This window comes from Bacillus sp. SD075, assembly GCF_017355165.1.
In the GTDB taxonomy this organism is placed as follows: domain Bacteria; phylum Bacillota; class Bacilli; order Bacillales; family DSM-1321; genus Peribacillus.
The window spans coordinates 198,784-217,319 of the sequence record NZ_JADILK010000003.1; the positions used below are offsets into that span (position 1 = coordinate 198,784).

Annotated in this window: 16 protein-coding genes; 1 reads left to right on the forward strand and 15 read right to left on the reverse strand. The window is 42.1% G+C overall.

Translation table 11 applies throughout. The features are described from left to right. Positions 1-45 precede the first annotated feature (45 nt). From murB to IOC57_RS04295, 13 genes are all read right to left on the reverse strand, one after another. Positions 46-957: a UDP-N-acetylmuramate dehydrogenase gene (gene murB / locus IOC57_RS04235; protein ID WP_207437542.1), complete on the reverse strand. Its 912-nt coding sequence runs from the start codon at positions 955-957 to the stop codon at positions 46-48. 353 nt (positions 958-1,310) lie between these two features. Next, the gene (gene spoVE, locus IOC57_RS04240; protein WP_098371083.1) at positions 1,311-2,411 is read right to left on the reverse strand and encodes a stage V sporulation protein E; all 1,101 of its coding nucleotides are present in this window, start codon (positions 2,409-2,411) and stop codon (positions 1,311-1,313) included. A gap of 158 nt (positions 2,412-2,569) precedes the next feature. Further along, positions 2,570-3,922, reverse strand: coding sequence for a UDP-N-acetylmuramoyl-L-alanine--D-glutamate ligase (murD, locus tag IOC57_RS04245; protein ID WP_207437543.1), 1,353 nt, complete (start codon positions 3,920-3,922; stop codon positions 2,570-2,572). Further along, the gene (mraY, locus tag IOC57_RS04250; protein ID WP_034313901.1) at positions 3,923-4,900 is read right to left on the reverse strand and encodes a phospho-N-acetylmuramoyl-pentapeptide-transferase; all 978 of its coding nucleotides are present in this window, start codon (positions 4,898-4,900) and stop codon (positions 3,923-3,925) included. Positions 4,901-4,989: 89 nt separating this feature from the next. Then, positions 4,990-6,462, reverse strand: coding sequence for a UDP-N-acetylmuramoyl-L-alanyl-D-glutamate--2,6-diaminopimelate ligase (locus IOC57_RS04255; RefSeq protein WP_207437544.1), 1,473 nt, complete (start codon positions 6,460-6,462; stop codon positions 4,990-4,992). Between the two features lie 158 nt (positions 6,463-6,620). Continuing rightward, positions 6,621-8,543, reverse strand: coding sequence for a stage V sporulation protein D (locus IOC57_RS04260; protein WP_207437545.1), 1,923 nt, complete (start codon positions 8,541-8,543; stop codon positions 6,621-6,623). Between the two features lie 111 nt (positions 8,544-8,654). After that, a complete protein-coding gene (locus IOC57_RS04265; protein WP_286184518.1) occupies positions 8,655-10,811 on the reverse strand; it encodes a penicillin-binding protein in 2,157 nt (718 codons plus the stop codon). 2 nt (positions 10,812-10,813) lie between these two features. Continuing rightward, positions 10,814-11,170: a cell division protein FtsL gene (gene ftsL / locus IOC57_RS04270; protein WP_207437546.1), complete on the reverse strand. Its 357-nt coding sequence runs from the start codon at positions 11,168-11,170 to the stop codon at positions 10,814-10,816. Between the two features lie 31 nt (positions 11,171-11,201). Next, on the reverse strand, positions 11,202-12,134 hold the full coding sequence (gene rsmH, locus IOC57_RS04275; RefSeq protein WP_144478625.1) for a 16S rRNA (cytosine(1402)-N(4))-methyltransferase RsmH: 933 nt from the start codon (positions 12,132-12,134) through the stop codon (positions 11,202-11,204). A gap of 52 nt (positions 12,135-12,186) precedes the next feature. After that, the gene (gene mraZ / locus IOC57_RS04280; protein ID WP_034313914.1) at positions 12,187-12,618 is read right to left on the reverse strand and encodes a division/cell wall cluster transcriptional repressor MraZ; all 432 of its coding nucleotides are present in this window, start codon (positions 12,616-12,618) and stop codon (positions 12,187-12,189) included. Positions 12,619-12,961: 343 nt separating this feature from the next. After that, on the reverse strand, positions 12,962-14,590 hold the full coding sequence (gene bshC, locus IOC57_RS04285) for a bacillithiol biosynthesis cysteine-adding enzyme BshC (protein WP_207437547.1): 1,629 nt from the start codon (positions 14,588-14,590) through the stop codon (positions 12,962-12,964). A 109-nt stretch (positions 14,591-14,699) separates the two neighbouring features. Next, positions 14,700-15,092, reverse strand: coding sequence for a DUF3397 domain-containing protein (locus IOC57_RS04290; RefSeq protein ID WP_207437548.1), 393 nt, complete (start codon positions 15,090-15,092; stop codon positions 14,700-14,702). A gap of 4 nt (positions 15,093-15,096) precedes the next feature. After that, positions 15,097-15,981 carry a 2-dehydropantoate 2-reductase gene (locus IOC57_RS04295; RefSeq protein WP_207437549.1) on the reverse strand — a complete coding sequence of 295 codons (885 nt, stop codon included), beginning with the start codon at positions 15,979-15,981 and terminating at the stop codon, positions 15,097-15,099. Positions 15,982-16,444: 463 nt separating this feature from the next. On the opposite strand from IOC57_RS04295, the gene IOC57_RS04300 reads away from it, so the two are divergent. Further along, positions 16,445-16,933, forward strand: a complete 489-nt coding sequence (locus IOC57_RS04300) for an N-acetyltransferase (protein ID WP_207437550.1) — start codon at positions 16,445-16,447, stop codon at positions 16,931-16,933. Between the two features lie 44 nt (positions 16,934-16,977). On the opposite strand, the gene IOC57_RS04305 is transcribed toward IOC57_RS04300, so the two are convergent. Beyond that, complete coding sequence (locus IOC57_RS04305; RefSeq protein WP_207437551.1) at positions 16,978-17,598, reverse strand: RsfA family transcriptional regulator; 621 nt, start codon at positions 17,596-17,598, stop codon at positions 16,978-16,980. Positions 17,599-17,676: 78 nt separating this feature from the next. After that, the gene (locus IOC57_RS04310; RefSeq protein WP_309487660.1) at positions 17,677-18,441 is read right to left on the reverse strand and encodes an enoyl-CoA hydratase/isomerase family protein; all 765 of its coding nucleotides are present in this window, start codon (positions 18,439-18,441) and stop codon (positions 17,677-17,679) included. Between the last annotated feature and the right edge of the window lie 95 nt (positions 18,442-18,536).

The window sequence follows — 18,536 nt, forward strand, 5'->3', positions numbered from 1 at the left end:
TTAAAAGGTAACACATTATATCACAAAATTTGGATATAATGAATCCTATTGTTTTCTGCCGATAATTTCCACTTCTGTTTCCATTTCAATTTCAAATTTATCATACACCGTATCCTTCACATGCTGTATCAAGGCTTGAACATCCGCTGCACTTCCATTACCTGTGTTAACGATAAAGTTCCCATGCATCGGTGAAATTTGAGCTCCGCCAATAGAATGTCCTTTCAAGCCCGCATTCTCGACCAATTTACCAGCATGATTTGGAAGCGGGTTCCTAAATATGCTACCGGCACATGGAAGATTATACGGCTGGGTTTCTTTACGATAATTCTTGTTATTCTGCATTCTTTCAACGATTTCGGTTTTATTGCCCTCTGTCAATTGAAAAATTGCTTCCAGTACGATACCAGGTCTTTTCTTCTGAAGCAGAGAGGTTCGATAAGAAAACTCCATGTCTTCCTTTGAAAGCCAAGCTAAAGTTCCATCTTCGAAAAGAACATGTGCCTCCTTGAGGATTTCACTCATATCGGAACCGTGTGCACCAGCGTTCATATAGACAGCTCCGCCGACGGAACCAGGAATTCCACTGGCAAATTCCAATCCTGCATACCCTTTTTTACTGATTTGTACGGACAGGCTGACAAGTGATACCCCAGCTCCTGCCTTAATCTCCGTTCCATTAATCTCGAGATGGTCAAGCCCTTTACCCAATTTAAGCACGGCACCTTCCATTCCGCCATCACTGATAAGTAGGTTCGAGCCCCTGCCGATCACCCTCCATGGCATCCCATGTTCTTTGATGACCTGCATCGCTTTTTCTATATTTTCAATGGATGACGGCACGATGAATAAATCAGCCGGTCCCCCAATTTTCATAGTTGTATGATTCGCAAGCGGTTCCTGTTCCAGAACTTTGCCGATTTTCATTTCAGTTAATTGCTTTATCACATTATCCATGATAAACCTCCTTGTTGTTCCAAAAATTCCAAGTTATGATTTTCATTTCCTCTTCCATGAGGACACTTATATTACAAGATAAACAACGCCTTTTTAGCAGAAAAAAGAACAGAAGCAAGCCCCAGTACGGCCTAACCCTCTTATACTATAGTCTAAACAAAGCCGTATTGCCAATATTTATTGTGGATTCCCCAACATTCATACATGGTAATATTTAAGCGGCATTTCAATTATTTCTAAATTCCGGCGGAGCATCGTCCAAAATCGTTTTCCTGCAAGGGTTTTAATGTAAAAAAAGGAAGTCCCGCATTTAACAGGACCTCCCTTTTGCCAAACCATATATTTTATTTATTTCAGAACCTTGAATAACGGCTAATATTCAGGAGCACCCCAATCGCCATCAACATGAGTGTCAAAGATGAACCTCCATAACTTAAGAGGGGCAAGGTGATCCCCGTAACTGGCATCAGTCCCGTTACCACCCCTATATTGATCATCACTTGAATGGCGACCATTGCAATGATTCCAACCGCTACAAGGCTCCCATACAAATCAGGGGCACCAAGCGCAATCCGAATGCCCCGCCACAGCATAAGGGCAAATAATAAGATGACCAGGGAGCCCCCGATGAAGCCGAGTTCCTCGGAAAGTATGGCAAAAATGAAATCAGTCTGCGGTTCTGGTAAATAGAAAAATTTTTGACGGCTTTGCCCGAGTCCCAAGCCGAACAATCCCCCAGGGCCGATTGCATAAAACGATTGAATCATTTGAAATCCACTGCCCAAAGGGTCTTCCCAAGGATCCAGAAAAGACGTGATCCTTTTTATCCGGTAGGGCGCTGACAAAATCAGACCGATAAAACCTGCTACTCCGATTAGACCCAAGCCTACAAAATGACTGATCTTTGCCCCGGAAATAAAAATCATAACGATGCATGTTCCAACCATTACCGTTCCCGTTCCTAGGTCCGGCTGTAACATGATCAATCCAAATGCCAAAAACACTAAACCCAAGGATGGAAGCATCCCCTTTTTAAAGGAGGTGATCAGCTTTTGCCGTTCTGATAAAAACTTAGCTAAAAAAGCGATCATCGCCAGCTTCATGAACTCAGAGGGTTGGACCGAAAAGGCACCTACACCAATCCAGCTCCTCGAACCATTTCTCGCCATCCCTATACCTGGTACAAGCACAGCCAGTAACATAATGAAACAAATGATGATAAGGATCTTGGCCCATGTCCGCCACGTCCAGTAATCCACATTCATGATGAAAAACATGGCTATCACACCAACACAGGCAAACAGCAACTGTCTTTTAGCAAAATAAAACGAATCATCAAATTTATATGTTGCCCAAATAGCACTCGCGCTGTAAACCATGATTAATCCAACAGTCAAAAGACTTAAGGTGACGATTATGAGAATGAGATCAGGATTCGACTTTTTTAATGGCACGGACATCCACCTCTAGGAAGTTTTTCGAGCCTACGAATATAAACATCAATGCTGATTGCTTGTCAGCACTTTAGTCAAAAAAAAGCGATAACGGCTCATTATCGCTTTTTTCCAAGGTGTCAACGTAGAAGCAGGTTCACTTCTCTCTGCGAAAGCTCTTACTTAAGTTTATGCACGGCCCCCATAAACATGTCTCCTCTTTGCTCAAAAGTTTTATATTGATCCCAGCTTGCACAAGCCGGGGAGAGAAGAATGCAGTCGCCTGCATTTGATAATTCAAATGCAGCCGGCACGGCCTTTTCTACATTATCGACACGTTTTATATTCGCTATTCCTATTTCTTTTGCTACCCGTTCAATTTTTTCTGCCGTTTCACCAAAAGTTATCACGGCTTTGACATTTTTCATCGCCGGTTTCAACTCATCAAATTCATTTCCCCGATCCAAACCGCCTGCCAATAAGATGACAGGTTCCGCAAAGGAAGTTAGCGCTTTGGATGCTGCAAGAATGTTCGTCGCTTTCGAATCATTATAAAATTTACGGTTATCGATCGTTGCTACGAACTGCAGACGGTGCTCAACACCATAAAATGTTTTCAGTACAGTCTGAATGGCTTCGTTAGCTACACCCTTCAGTTTGGCGGCTGAGATGGCGGCGAGCACATTTTCCAAATTATGCTTCCCAGGAAGGGCTATCTCTGAAACTTCAATGATCTTTTCTCCACGGAAACATGCTGCACCATCTTCCACATAGGCTCCATTCTCATGCTTCATTTCAGCTGAAAAAGGAACAAGTTCAGCCTTGGTCTTGTTCGCCATGGATAAAACAAGATCTTGATCTGCATTATATATCATGAAATCTGAGGCTATTTGATTTTTCGTAATGGCAGCTTTTGCTTCGACATATTCCTGTTTAGAACTGTGATAATCCAAATGTGCATCATACAAATTTGTCACGATTGAGATTTCAGGACGAAATTCGTCTATTCCCATTAACTGAAACGATGATAATTCAATGACGATCGAGTCATCTGGTTTTGCTTTTTCAGCGACACCTGAAGCCACTGTCCCGATATTACCGGCAATCAGCGGGGATTTTTCACCGGTCTTCAACATTTCGTATATTAATGTTGTCGTGGTCGTTTTCCCATTCGTACCAGTGATTCCGATAAAAGGTGCTTCACTTATCTGATAGGCCAGTTCCACTTCCGTGATTACTGGAATCCCTTTTTCCAATGCCCCTTTTACAATAGGGTTGCGATAGGGGATTCCCGGGTTTTTAACGATCAGCTCGAAACCCTCATCAAGAAGCTCGATCGGATGACTACCACAGATGACTTTGATTCCCTGTTCAAGAAGTCCTTGAGCCTCAGGATTTTCCGATAATGGCTTCATGTCATTGACCGTCACGAAAGCACCTAATTTATGTAGGAGCGAAGCTGCCATCACTCCGCTTTTTGCCAAACCCAATACTAATATCTTTTTCTCTGAATACTTTACAGTCTCTCTCAATTATATCCACACCTCTAAATAGATTCCGAGTACCGCACACAGCAGCCCCACTGTCCAGAAAGTCACGACGACGCGCCATTCCGACCAGCCGGAAAGCTCATAATGGTGGTGAAGCGGACTCATTTTAAAAATACGTTTACCAGTCGTTTTAAAAGATCCTACCTGCAGGATAACCGAGAGCGTCTCAATGACGAAGACTCCTCCAATGATTACCAGGAGGATTTCAAGCTTTGTTAACAAGGCGATGGTTGCGATCGCTCCTCCAAGGGCCAAGGAACCCGTATCCCCCATGAAAACCTTTGCGGGATGTGCATTGAATACCAAAAATCCAAGTACTGCACCGACAACCGCCACCGAAAAAATAGCGACATCATATTGTGACTGACTCCAGGCCAAAATGGCAAAAGCTCCAAAGGCAATGGCCGAAGTTCCTGAGACAAGTCCATCAAGCCCATCCGTCAAATTGACGGCATTCGAAAAACCTACCAGCCAGAAAATAACGATAAACAGATAAAACCAGCCAAAATCAAAAGCAAAGTCAGTGCCTGGGATCGTCAATTCCGGATTAAAACGGTCTGTCTGCTTAAAGACGAAGTAAAAGATGACCGAAATCACAATTTGTCCAAGCAGTTTTTGCTTGGAAGTCAGTCCTAGGTTTCGCTTCATGACCACTTTGATGAAATCATCCAGGAAACCTAATAAACCAAATCCTAAAGTAACGAATAATAATAAATACGTTTCGGTTGAAGGTGCCGAAAATTTCAAAGTCATGACTAGTGTTGCGATGGTAACGGATAATAATATGACCAAACCGCCCATTGTGGGTGTTCCCGTTTTCTTCAGATGCGATTGTGGTCCTTCTTCCCTGATACTTTGCCCGAATTTCAATCTTCTTAAAAACGGGATGAAAATCGGCGAAAGAAGAACGGTTACTAAAAACGCCACCAAAATCGTATAAAAAATCACTTGTTCCAACATTCCTTACTCCCTCATTCCTAACACAATTCAAATATAAAATTCTGCTTGATGTCTTTTCTTATTTGTTGCATGGCAATTTCAGCTTAGGTTCAAACTGAACCCAAACGACTTTGAATCGCCTTTTCCGCTTCTTCGCGGTCATCGAAGTGAAGCACTTCGTCACCGACCAATTGATAGGTTTCATGGCCTTTTCCAGCTATTAATATAACGTCGCCCTCTTCCGCCTTGGAAACAGCGTAATCTATTGCCTGCCTGCGGTCTTCAATAACCGTATATTCTTTACCTGCCACACCGGCTTCCATATCCCGCAGGATCTGGGCAGCATCTTCACTGCGTGGATTATCCGAAGTGAAGATCGGATCAGTAGCCAGGCTACATGCAATTTCGGCCATGATGGGACGCTTTGTCTTGTCTCGGTCCCCTCCGCAGCCCACTATCACAAAGATTTTCTTTCTAGCAAACTCGCCAACAGTCTTTAAAACATTTTCTAAACTGTCCGGAGTGTGGGCATAGTCAACAATGACCGGGAAGTCCTGATTCGCTGTAATGAGCTCAAAACGGCCTGCAACACCTTTTATTTCCTCGATGGACCTAATTGTCTCATCTAAACCGTTACCTGCGCACAAGGCAGCAGAGATGGCAGAGAGTACATTATAAACACTGAATTTACCAATTAGCTTCAGCTGAATGTAACGCTCTTCTTTACCTGCTGTCAAGGTGAACGATGTGCCATTTGCATCAATTTTTATATCCTTGGCCCTGATATCTGCTTCTTTGTCTATGCCGTATGTTACGACTGTAGCAGCAGTCGCTTTAATGAAATCAGCTGTTGCCTCATCATCAGCATTAAGCACGGCATATTTAGGACGATTTTCTATGTAAGCATTGCCAAGCTGTGAGAAAAACAGGGATTTCGCCTGCCTGTATCTGTCCATCGTTTTATGAAAATCCAAATGATCCTGTGTGAGATTCGTAAAGACGGCAATATCAAAATCACAGCCATGGACGCGTCCAAGCTCAAGTGCATGCGATGAAACTTCCATTATGGCCGTGGTAACAGATGCTTCGGCCATTTCATGAAAAGCCTTCTGCAGCGTAACGCTATCCGGCGTCGTATTCTTAGTTTCGTATACCGTATCGGCCACTTTCGTATACATCGTACCAATCAAACCTGTTTTTTCTTGTCGATCCTCGAAAATCTTTTCCAATAAGTGACTGGTCGTCGTCTTTCCATTCGTACCTGTAATTCCGATCAAGCGCATCTTTTGAGTCGGATGGCCATAGAATGCGTCGGCAAGCACTGCCATCGCCCTGCTCGAATCCCTAACTACAATCACGGGAACATCGAGGTCAAGCGGCCTTTCGGCAATGACGGCTGCAGCTCCATGTTCCACAGCAAGTTGGGCAAAATCATGACCATCAACTGTATAACCTTTTATACAAACAAATAAACTTCCGTCTATGACTTTACGGTTATCATTTTCAATGGAGGTGATTTTAGGATTTTCTCCTTCATACGTAAATAAGGAGTTTAAATAAGATAGTAATTTGTGAAGCTTCATTTTTCCATCCCTCTCAACTTAATTTGAGGATTCATTATATGTGATTAGCCTTGGCTTGTCGAGAAACCAATTTCAATTATACGGGGTTATCCCGACTCCGTAAACAAAGCGGCTGATGATTCTTCAGCCGCTTTAACTATTCATATATTATATTATACTTATTCTGTATTTTCGCCAAGATAAATTCTTATTGTAGAGCCTTGTTTTACTTTAACACCTGGATCCGGGGCTTGATTTATGACTTTATCCCCATTGCCGGCAATATCCAGCTTAAGGTCGATGAGCTGGGTTTGCAACTCTTTTTTGCTGAGACCCACAACTTCAGGCACCTCGACCATGACGGGATCCGTCCAGACCGTTTCCTTCTCAATCTGGTTTTTCCTTGGCTTGACGCCCATGGCCCTAAGTGAATCCTCCATGATATTCCCAACGATCGGTGCTGCAACGACCCCGCCGAATTGGACCGTTCCTTTCGGGTTATCCACAGCTATATAAACGACGATTTGCGGATCATCCGCTGGTGCGACACCGATGAATGAAAGAATATAATTATTTTCAAGGTATCTGCCATTTTCAGCTTTTTGGGCTGTACCCGTTTTCCCGCCGACCCGGTACGACTCCACGAATGCTCCTTTACCGCTACCTTGGGCGACAACGGATTCAAGTGCTTCACGGACTTTCTTCGAGGTTGCTTCTGAAATCACCTTTTTCTTCGCCTGTGGGGTCTTTCGCATCAGCACTTCCCCATTTTTTGGATTAACCAGTTCCTTCGCGATATAAGGTGTATACAAAGTTCCGCCATTCACAGCCGCCGATACCGCTGTCACCTGCTGAATGGGCGTTACGGCTACACCTTGTCCAAACGCGGTCGTTGCCTGCTCAACGGGACCCACTCGATCCATATTGAACATGATTCCTTTTCCTTCTCCGGTTAAATCAATCCCCGTTTTTTGCCCAAACCCGAAATCATTTATATATTTAAACAGCTTGTCTTTACCAAGCCGGTTTCCTAATTCCACAAAACCAGGGTTACATGAGTTCTCGACGACTTCAAGAAAAGTCTGGTCCCCATGTCCTCCGCTCTTCCAACAATGCAGTGTAGACCCTGACACTTCCACATGCCCAGAATCATAAAAATGTTCCTTTTGTAAGTCGACCTTCCCTTCCTCAAGCGCCGCAGCAAGAGTGATGATCTTAAAAGTCGAACCTGGTTCATATATACTCCAAACTGGTAAATTACGATTATACACTTCTGAAGGTACATTTTGAAAATTGGCCGGGTCGAAGGTTGGCCTGCTTGACATTGCCAATATTTCCCCAGTATTCGGGTCCATCGCAATGGCAATTATACCATCGGGATCATATGTCGCCTCCGCATTATCGAGCTCCCTCTCCACGATTGTCTGGATTTTGCTATCGATGGTAAGCTTCAAGTTATCGCCATCAACAGGGGGCTTATAGTCATCGGCCATATTCTCAAGCCTTTTCCCTTTCGCATCCGAGTAAAATTTAACGAATCCCTTTTCCCCGCTTAGCTCCTTATCATAAGACAATTCAATACCCATCAAACCTTGATTGTCAGAGCCTGTAAAGCCAAGAACATGCGAAAGGTATTCACCAAATGGGTAATGGCGCTTTGAATCTTCAGCGATATAAACGCCCTTTATCCCTAATGCTTTAATTTCCTTCGCCTTTTCATGGGATATCTTTCTGCCTTCCGGAATTCTGACGCTCATCGCCTGTTTCGTTAACCATTGATAAGCCTTTTCCTTTGTCATATCCAATATTGAAGCAAGCTGTTCCGCCGTCTCCCCAGGATTCTCAATCTGTCTTGGGATTACATAGACTGTTGGCGCAGATATATTCGTTGCCAGCTCGACACCATTCCGATCCAGAATTTCTCCTCGTTTGGCTTCAAAAGGAATATTCCTGCTCCAGGAATCTTTAGCCAGCCCCGTCAACTTATCCCCTAGATAAAATTGTACAATTCCCAATCGGATATCAATGATAAAAAAAACAACGATACCGATCGCCAATGCGATTGCCAGCCGTTTTCGGACAGTAACATTCGAAACACGCAAAAAAGGCACCTCCATTTCATACATGCTTCAATATATGCTTGTCTACTCGATGCTAGACTAGAAACATTGAAAGAATAAAAGAGGGAATCCATTTGGATCCCCTCTTCATCTTCACTCTGTTTTCTCTTTTGTAGGTATATCTTCACCAGCCCCTTCAGGCTGGGATAATTCTATATTGAAGGTCTCTCCTTCATTAACCTTTTTCCCGGCCTTAAGACTCTGTTTACTCACATATCCGGTACCTTCGGTTTTCAGATCCAGTTTTGCAACCTTAGCCAATTTCATAACATCGCGCAGTGACCATCCCTTCATGTCAGGAACCTTCATTTCCCCTTCCGTCCTCAGGATGATCTTTTCACCCTGTAAGAGAATACTCCCTGCTTTCGGGGATTGATCGAGCACTTTACGTCCACTTCCGATCGTACTTACATCATAACCAAGTTCCTTCAGTTCTTTGGCAGCTGAACTCTCGGTTTGATTCGTATAGTCAACGATTTTATTAGATTTTTGTTTTTTAACATCAGAAGGTTTAATGTTTAGATATTGTAAGCTATTTTGCATGACAGGATTAAATATCTCTGACAATGGATCCGCTCCAACATAAGAAACACCTAACTTCGGCTGCTTGACCGCCACGTACATGACCAACTGCGGATCATCTTTTGGAGCCATACCTAAAAAGGAGAATACATAATTATTTTTCCCTTCTAAATATCTGCCTGTCGGACCAGCAATTTGTGCAGTACCGGTTTTCCCCGCTACTTCATATCCATCAATCGCATATTTTTTCCCAGTTCCCTTTTTTGCGGAAATTACCGTTTCCAAATAATCACGTACTTGTTTTGCAGTTTCTGCCGAAATCGGTTGCCCTGTCACTTTCGGCTTTGTCGTTTTCAGAATTTTTCCGGTATCCTGATCGGAAATGCTTTTTATCACGTACGGCCGCATCATTTTCCCTTCATTGGCTATTGCGGATGCCGCTTGGATTTGTTGAATCGGTGTAACAGTCGAACCCTGTCCAAAGGAAGTAGTCACTTTTTCAAGCTTATACTTGTATTGAATTTTACCGGTTATTTCGTTGGGCAGGTCTATTCCCGTTTTTTTATCAAATCCGAACTTAGTCAGATACTCACGGAAGGCATCAGCCCCTATCTTATCCATCGCAAGAGTAGCAAAAGCGACGTTGGAGGAACGTTGAACCCCTTCAAGAAAGGTCATGCTCTTCCCTCTTTCGATTCCGCTATGATCTCCGATTTTCCCCGATCCTGCTTTATAGGTTCCGGCAACAAAACTTTCATTCGGATTAAAGACCCCTTCCTCAACAGCCGCTGCAAGGGTGAATGTTTTCATGGTTGAACCCGGTTCGAAGGTTTCTTCAATAGCCAGGTTACGCCATGTATCCGTAAGCCCGACTTTCGTTGTCGGATGAAAGGTAGGCCTTTGCCCCATCGCTACAATCTCCCCCGTTTTGGGATTGGAGACAATCGCTATGATTTGCTCGGGATCGTATTTTTCCTGCACTTTGCTCATCGAATCTTCCAGGAACGTTTGTATTTTCTTGTCGATGGTAAGCATGACATCATTGCCATTGTCCGGAGCAACAACCTTTTCCTCCTTATCCGGTAACAGGAATCCCCATGAGTCACTGTCATATGTCAGCTTCCCATCCGTTTCCTGCAATTCTTTATTGAGGTACTTTTCGATGCCGAACTTACCGGCCATTTCTCCCGTTTCTTCATCTTTTTCTACATAGCCAATAAGATGGGAAGCGAAAATTCCATTAGGATAAAAACGTTTATTGGTTCTTCCGAATGTGATTCCCGGCAGTTCCAATTTCTCTATTTTCTGCTTAACGACCTGAGTCAAATCCTTGCCGGCACTGCCAAACTCAACTTGGTAGGCCTCTTTTTTCGTAAGCCTTTCATAGATGTCCTGTTCATCCATGTCGATATATTTAGCAAGCTTATTCGCGGTCATCTGCGGATCCTTGATATGCTCCGGCTCCTTTTCACTGAGTACAGCCCTTAAGATATAGGAAGAAGTATCCTCGGCGATGACTTCACCTTTTGTATCGAGTATGCTTCCCCGTTTTGCTTCTATGACCTGTTTTTTTTCATATTTCTTGTCGATTTTTGAAGCCAAAACCTCCCCACCTGCTGTACCTGTCACCTGAATATACAAAAAGCGGCAGACTAACACAAAAAAGAGCAGGCCGAATAAGAAGAATAATCCGGCTGCCCCATGCTTCATATTTTTTTGTTTCTGCATTATTACTGCACACCCTTCACATTATTCTCATTTAACTTGAACCCTAGCGCTGCAGCTTTTTTCCAAATCCTTTCGTATGTACTAAGTTCAGCAACCTGCACTTTCAAATCATCATTCACTTTACCCTGCTCTTCAATCGAATTTTCCACTAGCTGGATCTCTTTATTCGTTTCATAGATGGCCGCTTGATTAGAAACTATTTTCACTCCCATAAAGGTTACCATGATAGCAAGGGCACATAGTAAGAAAACTTCACCAATGGATATCTTCGCTTTACGGATGACCACTGATTGATGTGTCTGTTGCTGCTGTTGGTCTTCATATTGCTGTTCTTGTATTTTTTTGGCTATGGAACTCATTCATGTTCCCCCTTACTGTTTTTTTCTGTAATTATTGCTTTTCGGCGATTCTTAGCTTAGCCGACCGGGAACGATTATTCCCTTCCAATTCTTCTTCTGAAGGTAAAATCGGTTTTCTCGTAATTATTTTCATAGGTGGCTTGAATTCATCCGGGATAACTGGAAGTCCAGGCGGAAGGTCTGGAAGGGCACTCGCTTTTTTAAATACCGTTTTACAAATTCTATCTTCAAGCGAATGGAATGTAATGACAGATATTCTTCCTTCTTTATCCAAAAGCGATATGGCTTGCTCTAAGGAATCTTCAAAGACACCAAGTTCGTCATTCACAGCGATTCTTATTGCTTGGAACACTCGTTTCGCAGGATGTCCGCCTTTACGTCTTGCCGGGGCAGGTATCCCATCCTTAATTAATTCCACAAGCTCAAACGTCGTTTCAATCGGTTTTATTTCACGCGCCGCTTCAATTTTCCTTGCAATTTGTTTCGAAAACTTTTCTTCTCCATATTGAAAGAAAATTCTCAGCAAATCATGGAATGACCAAGTATTCACGACATCATAGGCAGAAATGGCAGCACTTTGGTCCATCCTCATATCCAAAGGTGCATCATGGTTATAGCTGAAACCACGCTCTGGTGTATCCAATTGTGGGGATGACACGCCTAAATCATATAGGATCCCGTCCACTTTCTCGATTCCCCGGGCATTCAACTCTTCTTTTAAGTATTTAAAATTATTAGGAACAAGAACAATACGTTCGCCATAGCTTTCCAGTTTTTCCTTAGCATTCCTAATCGCCGTTTCGTCCTGATCAAAAGCATAAAGCCTACCCTTGTCAGAGAGCTGAGAAAGTAAGTATTCGCTGTGACCGGCTCCTCCTAAAGTACAATCTACATAAATTCCATCAGGTTTGATGTTCAATCCATCAACCGTCTCTTTTAATAACACTGTTGTATGTTGAAACATGCTAGACATCCTTCCAATCGGTTATTGAGTGACTCTATTACTGAGGGCAGCCTTAAATATCAAAGCCAATCATATTTTCTGCTATCTCAGCGAAAGAATCCTCCGAAGCTGAAAAATAGTTTTCCCAAAGGGATTTGCTCCAAATCTCAATACGATTGGTAACACCAAGAATTACACATTCTTTTTCCAATTGGCCATATGAAGTAAGCGGCGTGGGGATATTAATTCGCCCTTGTTTATCAATTTCGCATTCTGTAGCTGCAGAAAAGAAAAAACGGGTAAAGGCTCGGGCATCTTTTTTGGTTAAGGGCAGGGCTTTCAGCTTTTCTTCAAGCAGCTTCCACTCTTCCATAGGGTAACCAAATAAACATTGATCGAGTCCGCGGGTAAGGACAAATTGCTCCCCGAGATTTTCCCTGAATTTCACTGGGACTATCAAACGGCCCTTTATATCGATGTTATGATGGTACTCTCCCATGAACATACCCACTACCCCCACATTCTAATCTCAATGTACCACATTCCCCCACCTTTCTCCACTTGTTTTTACTTTCTCCTTCCAAGTAAAAATTCCCTTCTTTTCTACTTAAGTTTATTTAGCCAAATTATTCAAAGAAAGGTACATTTCCCTCGAATGGACTCAGTCTAGGACGCAGTCCCACTATTACTGTCGAAGCAATACCTGACATGTGCCCAGGAAACAGAAAAAAGACAGGCTTTAGCACCTGTCTTTTTTTTACATTTTTAATCCCTCCGTCAAGATTGGTATGTGGCAACCCTATTCAAAATGATTTGTCCGCCACTTTTCCCCAAAACAGATGGTTTTTCTAAATAAAAATCAATTTATGCTTATTATTGAACCGGTATTCCAGTTTCATCATATCCCGTACGAGCTCTGGACCGTATTGATTCAAGTAATAAAACACATTCCAAATCCTCTCCTGGGGTGATCCAAGAGGGTACAGTGAATTTGCTATCCGTTCATATTTTTTCAATATGACCGAATGTCGTTCCTTTGTACGGTCACCGATTTTTCCATACATGAAATTCAATTGCTTTTGAATGAATTCCATGTTTTTGTTCAACATCGGCTCAAGTCCTCTATCTAAAGAGACAGCGTGGGCAAATAGCTTTTCATGATTCTCTTCAAGCTGTGATTTCAGCGTCCCAAAGAGGGTGTCAACCGTCTCATCTTTCACAGAATCAAGGTAACTTTTCACAGCATTAGCCGTTCCTTCAGTCAGAACAGTTTCCAAACTGAGTTCCATTTCTTCAAGATCGCTATGAATACTGCGCTCTACCAGCGTGATGTTTAACCTAGGGATGATTGGCGGCATCTTCATGGAAAATAACTCAAATACCTTTTTTAATTCTGCCCAATAAGCTATTTCCCCCGGCCCAGAAACGAAAGCCAGTACAGGGAATAGCATTTCCTGCATGAGCGGGCGCGTAATGACATTGTTGCTTAATCGTTCTGGATGAATTTTGGCTATCTGCAAGAGTTCCCGCTCGGTAAATGATACCTCACCGTTTTTTCCGCTGAAACCGCCTTCTACACGTTCGAGTAAACATCGATCCTTTTTTTCTGGATCATAATAAAATAAATTAGCTGCCCGTTTCTCCATTTCAATCATTTTTGCATACCCTTTCGCATGCATGAATGATTGCTGTTCCTCGACCACTTCAGCAATCCGTCCACTATCATTGATCATCCATTCAAAGTATGCCTTTTCAATTCGCCTTAATTCCGGATCTCCGGCATCGACTAGCAAAAGACCATATTCCTTGAACCATTCATGAATCAGCCTGGCGAAGCAATCGACGAAAGTATTCGATTGCTTAATGGTTTCCTTCATATCAATCAGGAGTTTATTCGTAAAGGCCGTTTCTCCATAAGTTTCAATGATTTCTTCAAGCCACTTCTCTGCCTTTTCCGTTTCAAGTTCCACATCAGAAACCATTGTTTTATACGGCTGATAGGAAGGATAGGTTTTTTTATCGGGTTTACCGTTTTTCATAACATAAACATGATTGACTTCTGCCAAATCATGATCTTCTCCAGCTATCCAAAAGACTGGAATAACTGGATGCCCCAGCTCTTTTTCTTGTTCTTCCGCAAGCTTAATAATCGAAATCACTTTATGAATGGTATACAACGGCCCTGATAATAACCCAGCCTGCTGACCTCCAATCACAACCACGGAATCATCCCTGCGCAACCTATCAATATTCCCCTTAACCGCCTCACTGAATGAAAGACGAGACATGTATTGTTGTATGTAATCCGACAATTCATCACGTGAAAAAGAGCGATTCATCAACTCATTATATCTATCGGGATAAATGTCCGGCTTAGACAAGTCATAGTGAAAATAATCCTCCGTTTCAAGACGGTTTTGTAAATAGTCCGATGCAAAACGGTTTAAAGATGGTAACTCGAGATCTTTCATCTCCATTTCTGTTCTCCCTTTCTCTGCAACTACAATTCTTTTTAGAGTATAACATTCCGGTTTAAGAAAACAAAAGAAGTTGCCCAGCAGCAGAAAATTGATGCGATGTTCTATATTATGTAGTCAATATCTTCGTGATACTTGAAATTATCCCAATGGAAAATAATAGAAGGTAAACTACGAAAAAGAAGGCGAAGTTCACTCTCCAAAAACCCTTTAATACTTTATGGAAAATGATTTCTTCTTTTACCTTGTAATGGACAAGGACCACCACGAATGCGTTGATGATCATGACGAGCATGATCACCCAAAGAATTTGCTTATCCCAAATGGTAATGATCAAATAATGGACGGATAATACGAACAGCAGCGTACTCATGTCCATTGCAAATTGAACGGAGCGCCTATGGTTTCCAGTGAATTGTTTGGCACTTATAAAAAAAAGTATATACCCTACGAAAGGCAAGGTAATAAATATCGCGGCAAGGCTTGAAACTACGTACGGCACATTCTCATCCCCCCTGAGACTCTTTTCCTTTGACCATCTTATATAGAGAAGACGTCAGGCAATCACTTTTCCCTTTACTCTTTGCCTCTGAGAGGATATGACCCAAAATAGCATCAATTTCCGTTTTACGTCCATTTTCTAAATCTTTTAGCATGGACGATCGATTTTCCGCTGTCGCCCTACAAACGGTTTTCACATGTTCAAATGACTTCTCCTTATTTTCAACTTCCAAAATATCGGATATTTCTTCAAAAAGGTCTTGAAATAATTGATAGTAAAAGGAGTTGGTGATTAAACCGCCATTTTCCACTTCAAGTATCGCTGTTAATGGGTTTATCACTGCATTAACGACTAGCTTATCCATCAGCATCGAGTGAAAATCATCACTCTTCGCAAAAGGAAAATGATCGATCCTTTCATTCACTAACGATAGTTGCTCAAGTTCCCCTTTATAGGAAGCGATCCTTGTAACGCCGAGCCCCGTATGCTCCACGGTATTCCCGTCATGTTTCAATGCTCCATGCTCCACTACCCCCACATATATGGTCGGGGATTTAAGCTGCTTTAAATAAGAAATATGCCCATAGCCATTCTGCAAGAATAGCAATGGAACCTGAATACCTTTGATCCTAGGCAGTATATGCGGCAGGTGATATTGCTTGACGGCCAATATAAGAAGATCCACATCCAATATCCCATCATCCAAGCCCTTAGAAACAATGCCTGTCAGCTGCCTGCTTTCACCATCCACAATAAGACGGACTCCATCACGTTTAATGATCGACGCTTGATCCGCAGTATGGGTATAGAGAGTCACACTATGTTTTCCACTTAAATGAGACGCAAACAGCAGCCCGATGGCCCCTCCACCAACGATTCCAATTCTCATAATAACCTTCCTTACTTTTTGAAATATATTCACTATTTTATCACATTATCTTTTTTATCCTGCAACAATTTTCCCATCGTTGGAAAATGGAGACAATTTGATTGAATGAAATGGAACTGCCATCAACAAGGCCCACCATAAATAACGATGGGAAGAATTATTAATACCCACCGAAGATATATTTTCTTCTTTAAGTGTTAATTTAATGGTATATTAGATACGAAAAGCTTAGCCATTTTGAAGACTTAATAGGAACAAAAGATAACTCCAATCTCAACCCACGAGAAATTGAAGGGAAAAGGGCGGGGGATAAAAGGCTATAAGCATTTAGTCAGCTAGGATAAATCGATGATGTCATATTAGATTTAACCCAGGCTGGAATTCCACACGTTAAAGATCAGTGGGGTGACTTTCTAAGGGTACTATCGGAAGAGGTTTATCAGAATTAAGGGGGAGCTTTTTTATGGAATACAAGGTGGAACGATTACTTGTGAATTTTAAAACGCTTGAGGAATTCAAAAAATTCAAAGAATACGGGATACAGGAACTGTCCATGCTAGATGATTTAGAGGGTAACATCATCGAAAATGACAGCCAATCACCTTTTTACGGAATCTTTTATGGCGACAAACTTGTAGCCCGCATGAGCCTGTATAAAAGAAGCGCTAAATTCGACCGGTATTTTGACAATTCTAGGGATTTCCTTGTTCTTTGGAAACTTGAAGTCCTGCCTAACTATCAGAAAAAAGGGTATGGAAGAGCTTTGGTCGAATTCGCCAAAAGCCTGAACATGCCTATCAAAACCAACCCAAGAGTCCATTCACAAGACTTTTGGAAGAAGATGGGTTTTTCTGCTGTTTCCTATGATTTGGACAGGGACCTCGGAGAAAACCCGCTGATTTGGAGCCCATTTGACATACAAGATAATAAAGAAATAGATACACAAGAATAAGGAAATATCAAGAAAATGCGGGCGGATTTTTCCACCCGCATTTTTTATTTATTGACCCTTTCCAGATTACCGTTTTTGTCCATTTGAAAACTCACTTTCGGATTCGACTTTTCATCCTCTTGTACACTAAGCTTTCTTGCACGCTCCATAATCTGCATTAACGCACGATAATCTTCCTCAACAGCTTTCAGGTTTTCTTTAAGCAAAACATTCTCTTCCAGTAAACGGGCATTTTCCCGTTCAAGAAATAGGGACTGCTCAGAAATCCGTTCTTTTTCCTTATTATCAAGCTGAAAGGATTCATCCATCTTGGTTAAATATAATATAACTTCCTGAAGGGTAATAGATTCTTTATCTTCATGCTCGGGCGTTTTTTCTTCCATCGTGACGTTTTCCACCACTGTAACCGAATCCCTTACCATTTCGGGATTATTTACTACCTGTTCTTTCCTTTGTTTTTTCGCCAGCTCTATCCCTGATTTATATTGCTTCCTTACAAATGAATTCCAACGGAACCCACAAGCAGCAGATGTCCTCGATAACTGTTTCCCCACTTCTTCGAACGCCTTTAATTGTGTACTTCCTTCTCTTATATGCCTTAGTACCACTTCAGCCAACAACAGATCCTCATCATGAGTCCATGCATCTTGTCTCGCAATCGTCATCTCTCTACCTCCCAGCAAGTTTTAATTCATAATATGCACATGCTAGGAAAGATAGAAGATATATAGAGCGGGTAATGTTTATTTTTTCTTATTTAAAAAACGATCGACTGCGGCATGATGCTCATCACTAGCCCAAAGTTTAGAACATTCGCGGATTTCAGCGTCCATTCTTTCTTTAAGCCCGCTACCCTGCCATTTATGGACCAACAATCGTTTATAGGCCATCAAAACACCTGTCTCATGGCGAAGAAAATCTTCTGCGAACCTTTCCCATCCATCCGCGCCTTCTCCGACTACCTCATCTACGAAACCAAATTCCTTTGCTTCCTCAGCTTTATGTATTTTTGCATCCAATAATAGCTTTAGAGCTTTTTGCTCTGGTATTTTTTCAAGTAAAAGTGAAGCTCCGCCCCATCCTGTCGTTATTCCTAGAGTGCCTTGTACAAATCCTAGCTTAACTCCGCTCTTTGCTAACCTGAAATCACAAGCTGTCGCTATTTCGCATCCACCACCAAAAGCACTACCATTGATGAGCGCTATTGTTGGTTTCGGGAAAACTGCTAGTTTATACAGAATTCCACCCATTTTCGATAACATAGCAAAGGCATCTTCTTCTGTATGCAAATCCTGAAATTCCCTTAGATCCCCGCCTGAACAGAATGCCTCAGTGCCCGCACCTGTTAGGACCAGCACCTTAACATCATCATCGCGTGCAGCTTCTGACAATATAAACTCAAGTTCGTCCATCAATTGATAATTCACGGCATTCCTTTTCTCCGGTCTATTGAACAGGAGTTTCATGAAACCTCGTTTATCCTTTTCTACATCAATCACCTGATTCACGTAAACACCTTCTCTAAAATCATCGGCAAAACATAGATTATTCTAAATATTCCGCCAAATATATTTGTAAAAAAAGCACAGAGAAAAATCCCTGC

Coding starts and splice junctions, on each gene's coding strand:
- rsmH (WP_144478625.1), bottom strand. CDS start 12,134: ATGTTTCAACATACAACAGTGTTATTAAAAGAGACGGTTGATGGATTG.
- IOC57_RS04305 (WP_207437551.1), bottom strand. CDS start 17,598: ATGACGATTGCGAGACAAGATGCATGGACTCATGATGAGGATCTGTTG.
- IOC57_RS04265 (WP_286184518.1), bottom strand. CDS start 10,811: ATGCAGAAACAAAAAAATATGAAGCATGGGGCAGCCGGATTATTCTTC.
- IOC57_RS04255 (WP_207437544.1), bottom strand. CDS start 6,462: ATGAAGCTTCACAAATTACTATCTTATTTAAACTCCTTATTTACGTAT.
- murB (WP_207437542.1), bottom strand. CDS start 957: ATGGATAATGTGATAAAGCAATTAACTGAAATGAAAATCGGCAAAGTT.
- ftsL (WP_207437546.1), bottom strand. CDS start 11,170: ATGAGTTCCATAGCCAAAAAAATACAAGAACAGCAATATGAAGACCAA.
- mraZ (WP_034313914.1), bottom strand. CDS start 12,618: ATGTTCATGGGAGAGTACCATCATAACATCGATATAAAGGGCCGTTTG.
- mraY (WP_034313901.1), bottom strand. CDS start 4,900: ATGTTGGAACAAGTGATTTTTTATACGATTTTGGTGGCGTTTTTAGTA.
- IOC57_RS04300 (WP_207437550.1), top strand. CDS start 16,445: ATGGAATACAAGGTGGAACGATTACTTGTGAATTTTAAAACGCTTGAG.
- IOC57_RS04295 (WP_207437549.1), bottom strand. CDS start 15,981: ATGAGAATTGGAATCGTTGGTGGAGGGGCCATCGGGCTGCTGTTTGCG.
- bshC (WP_207437547.1), bottom strand. CDS start 14,590: ATGGAGATGAAAGATCTCGAGTTACCATCTTTAAACCGTTTTGCATCG.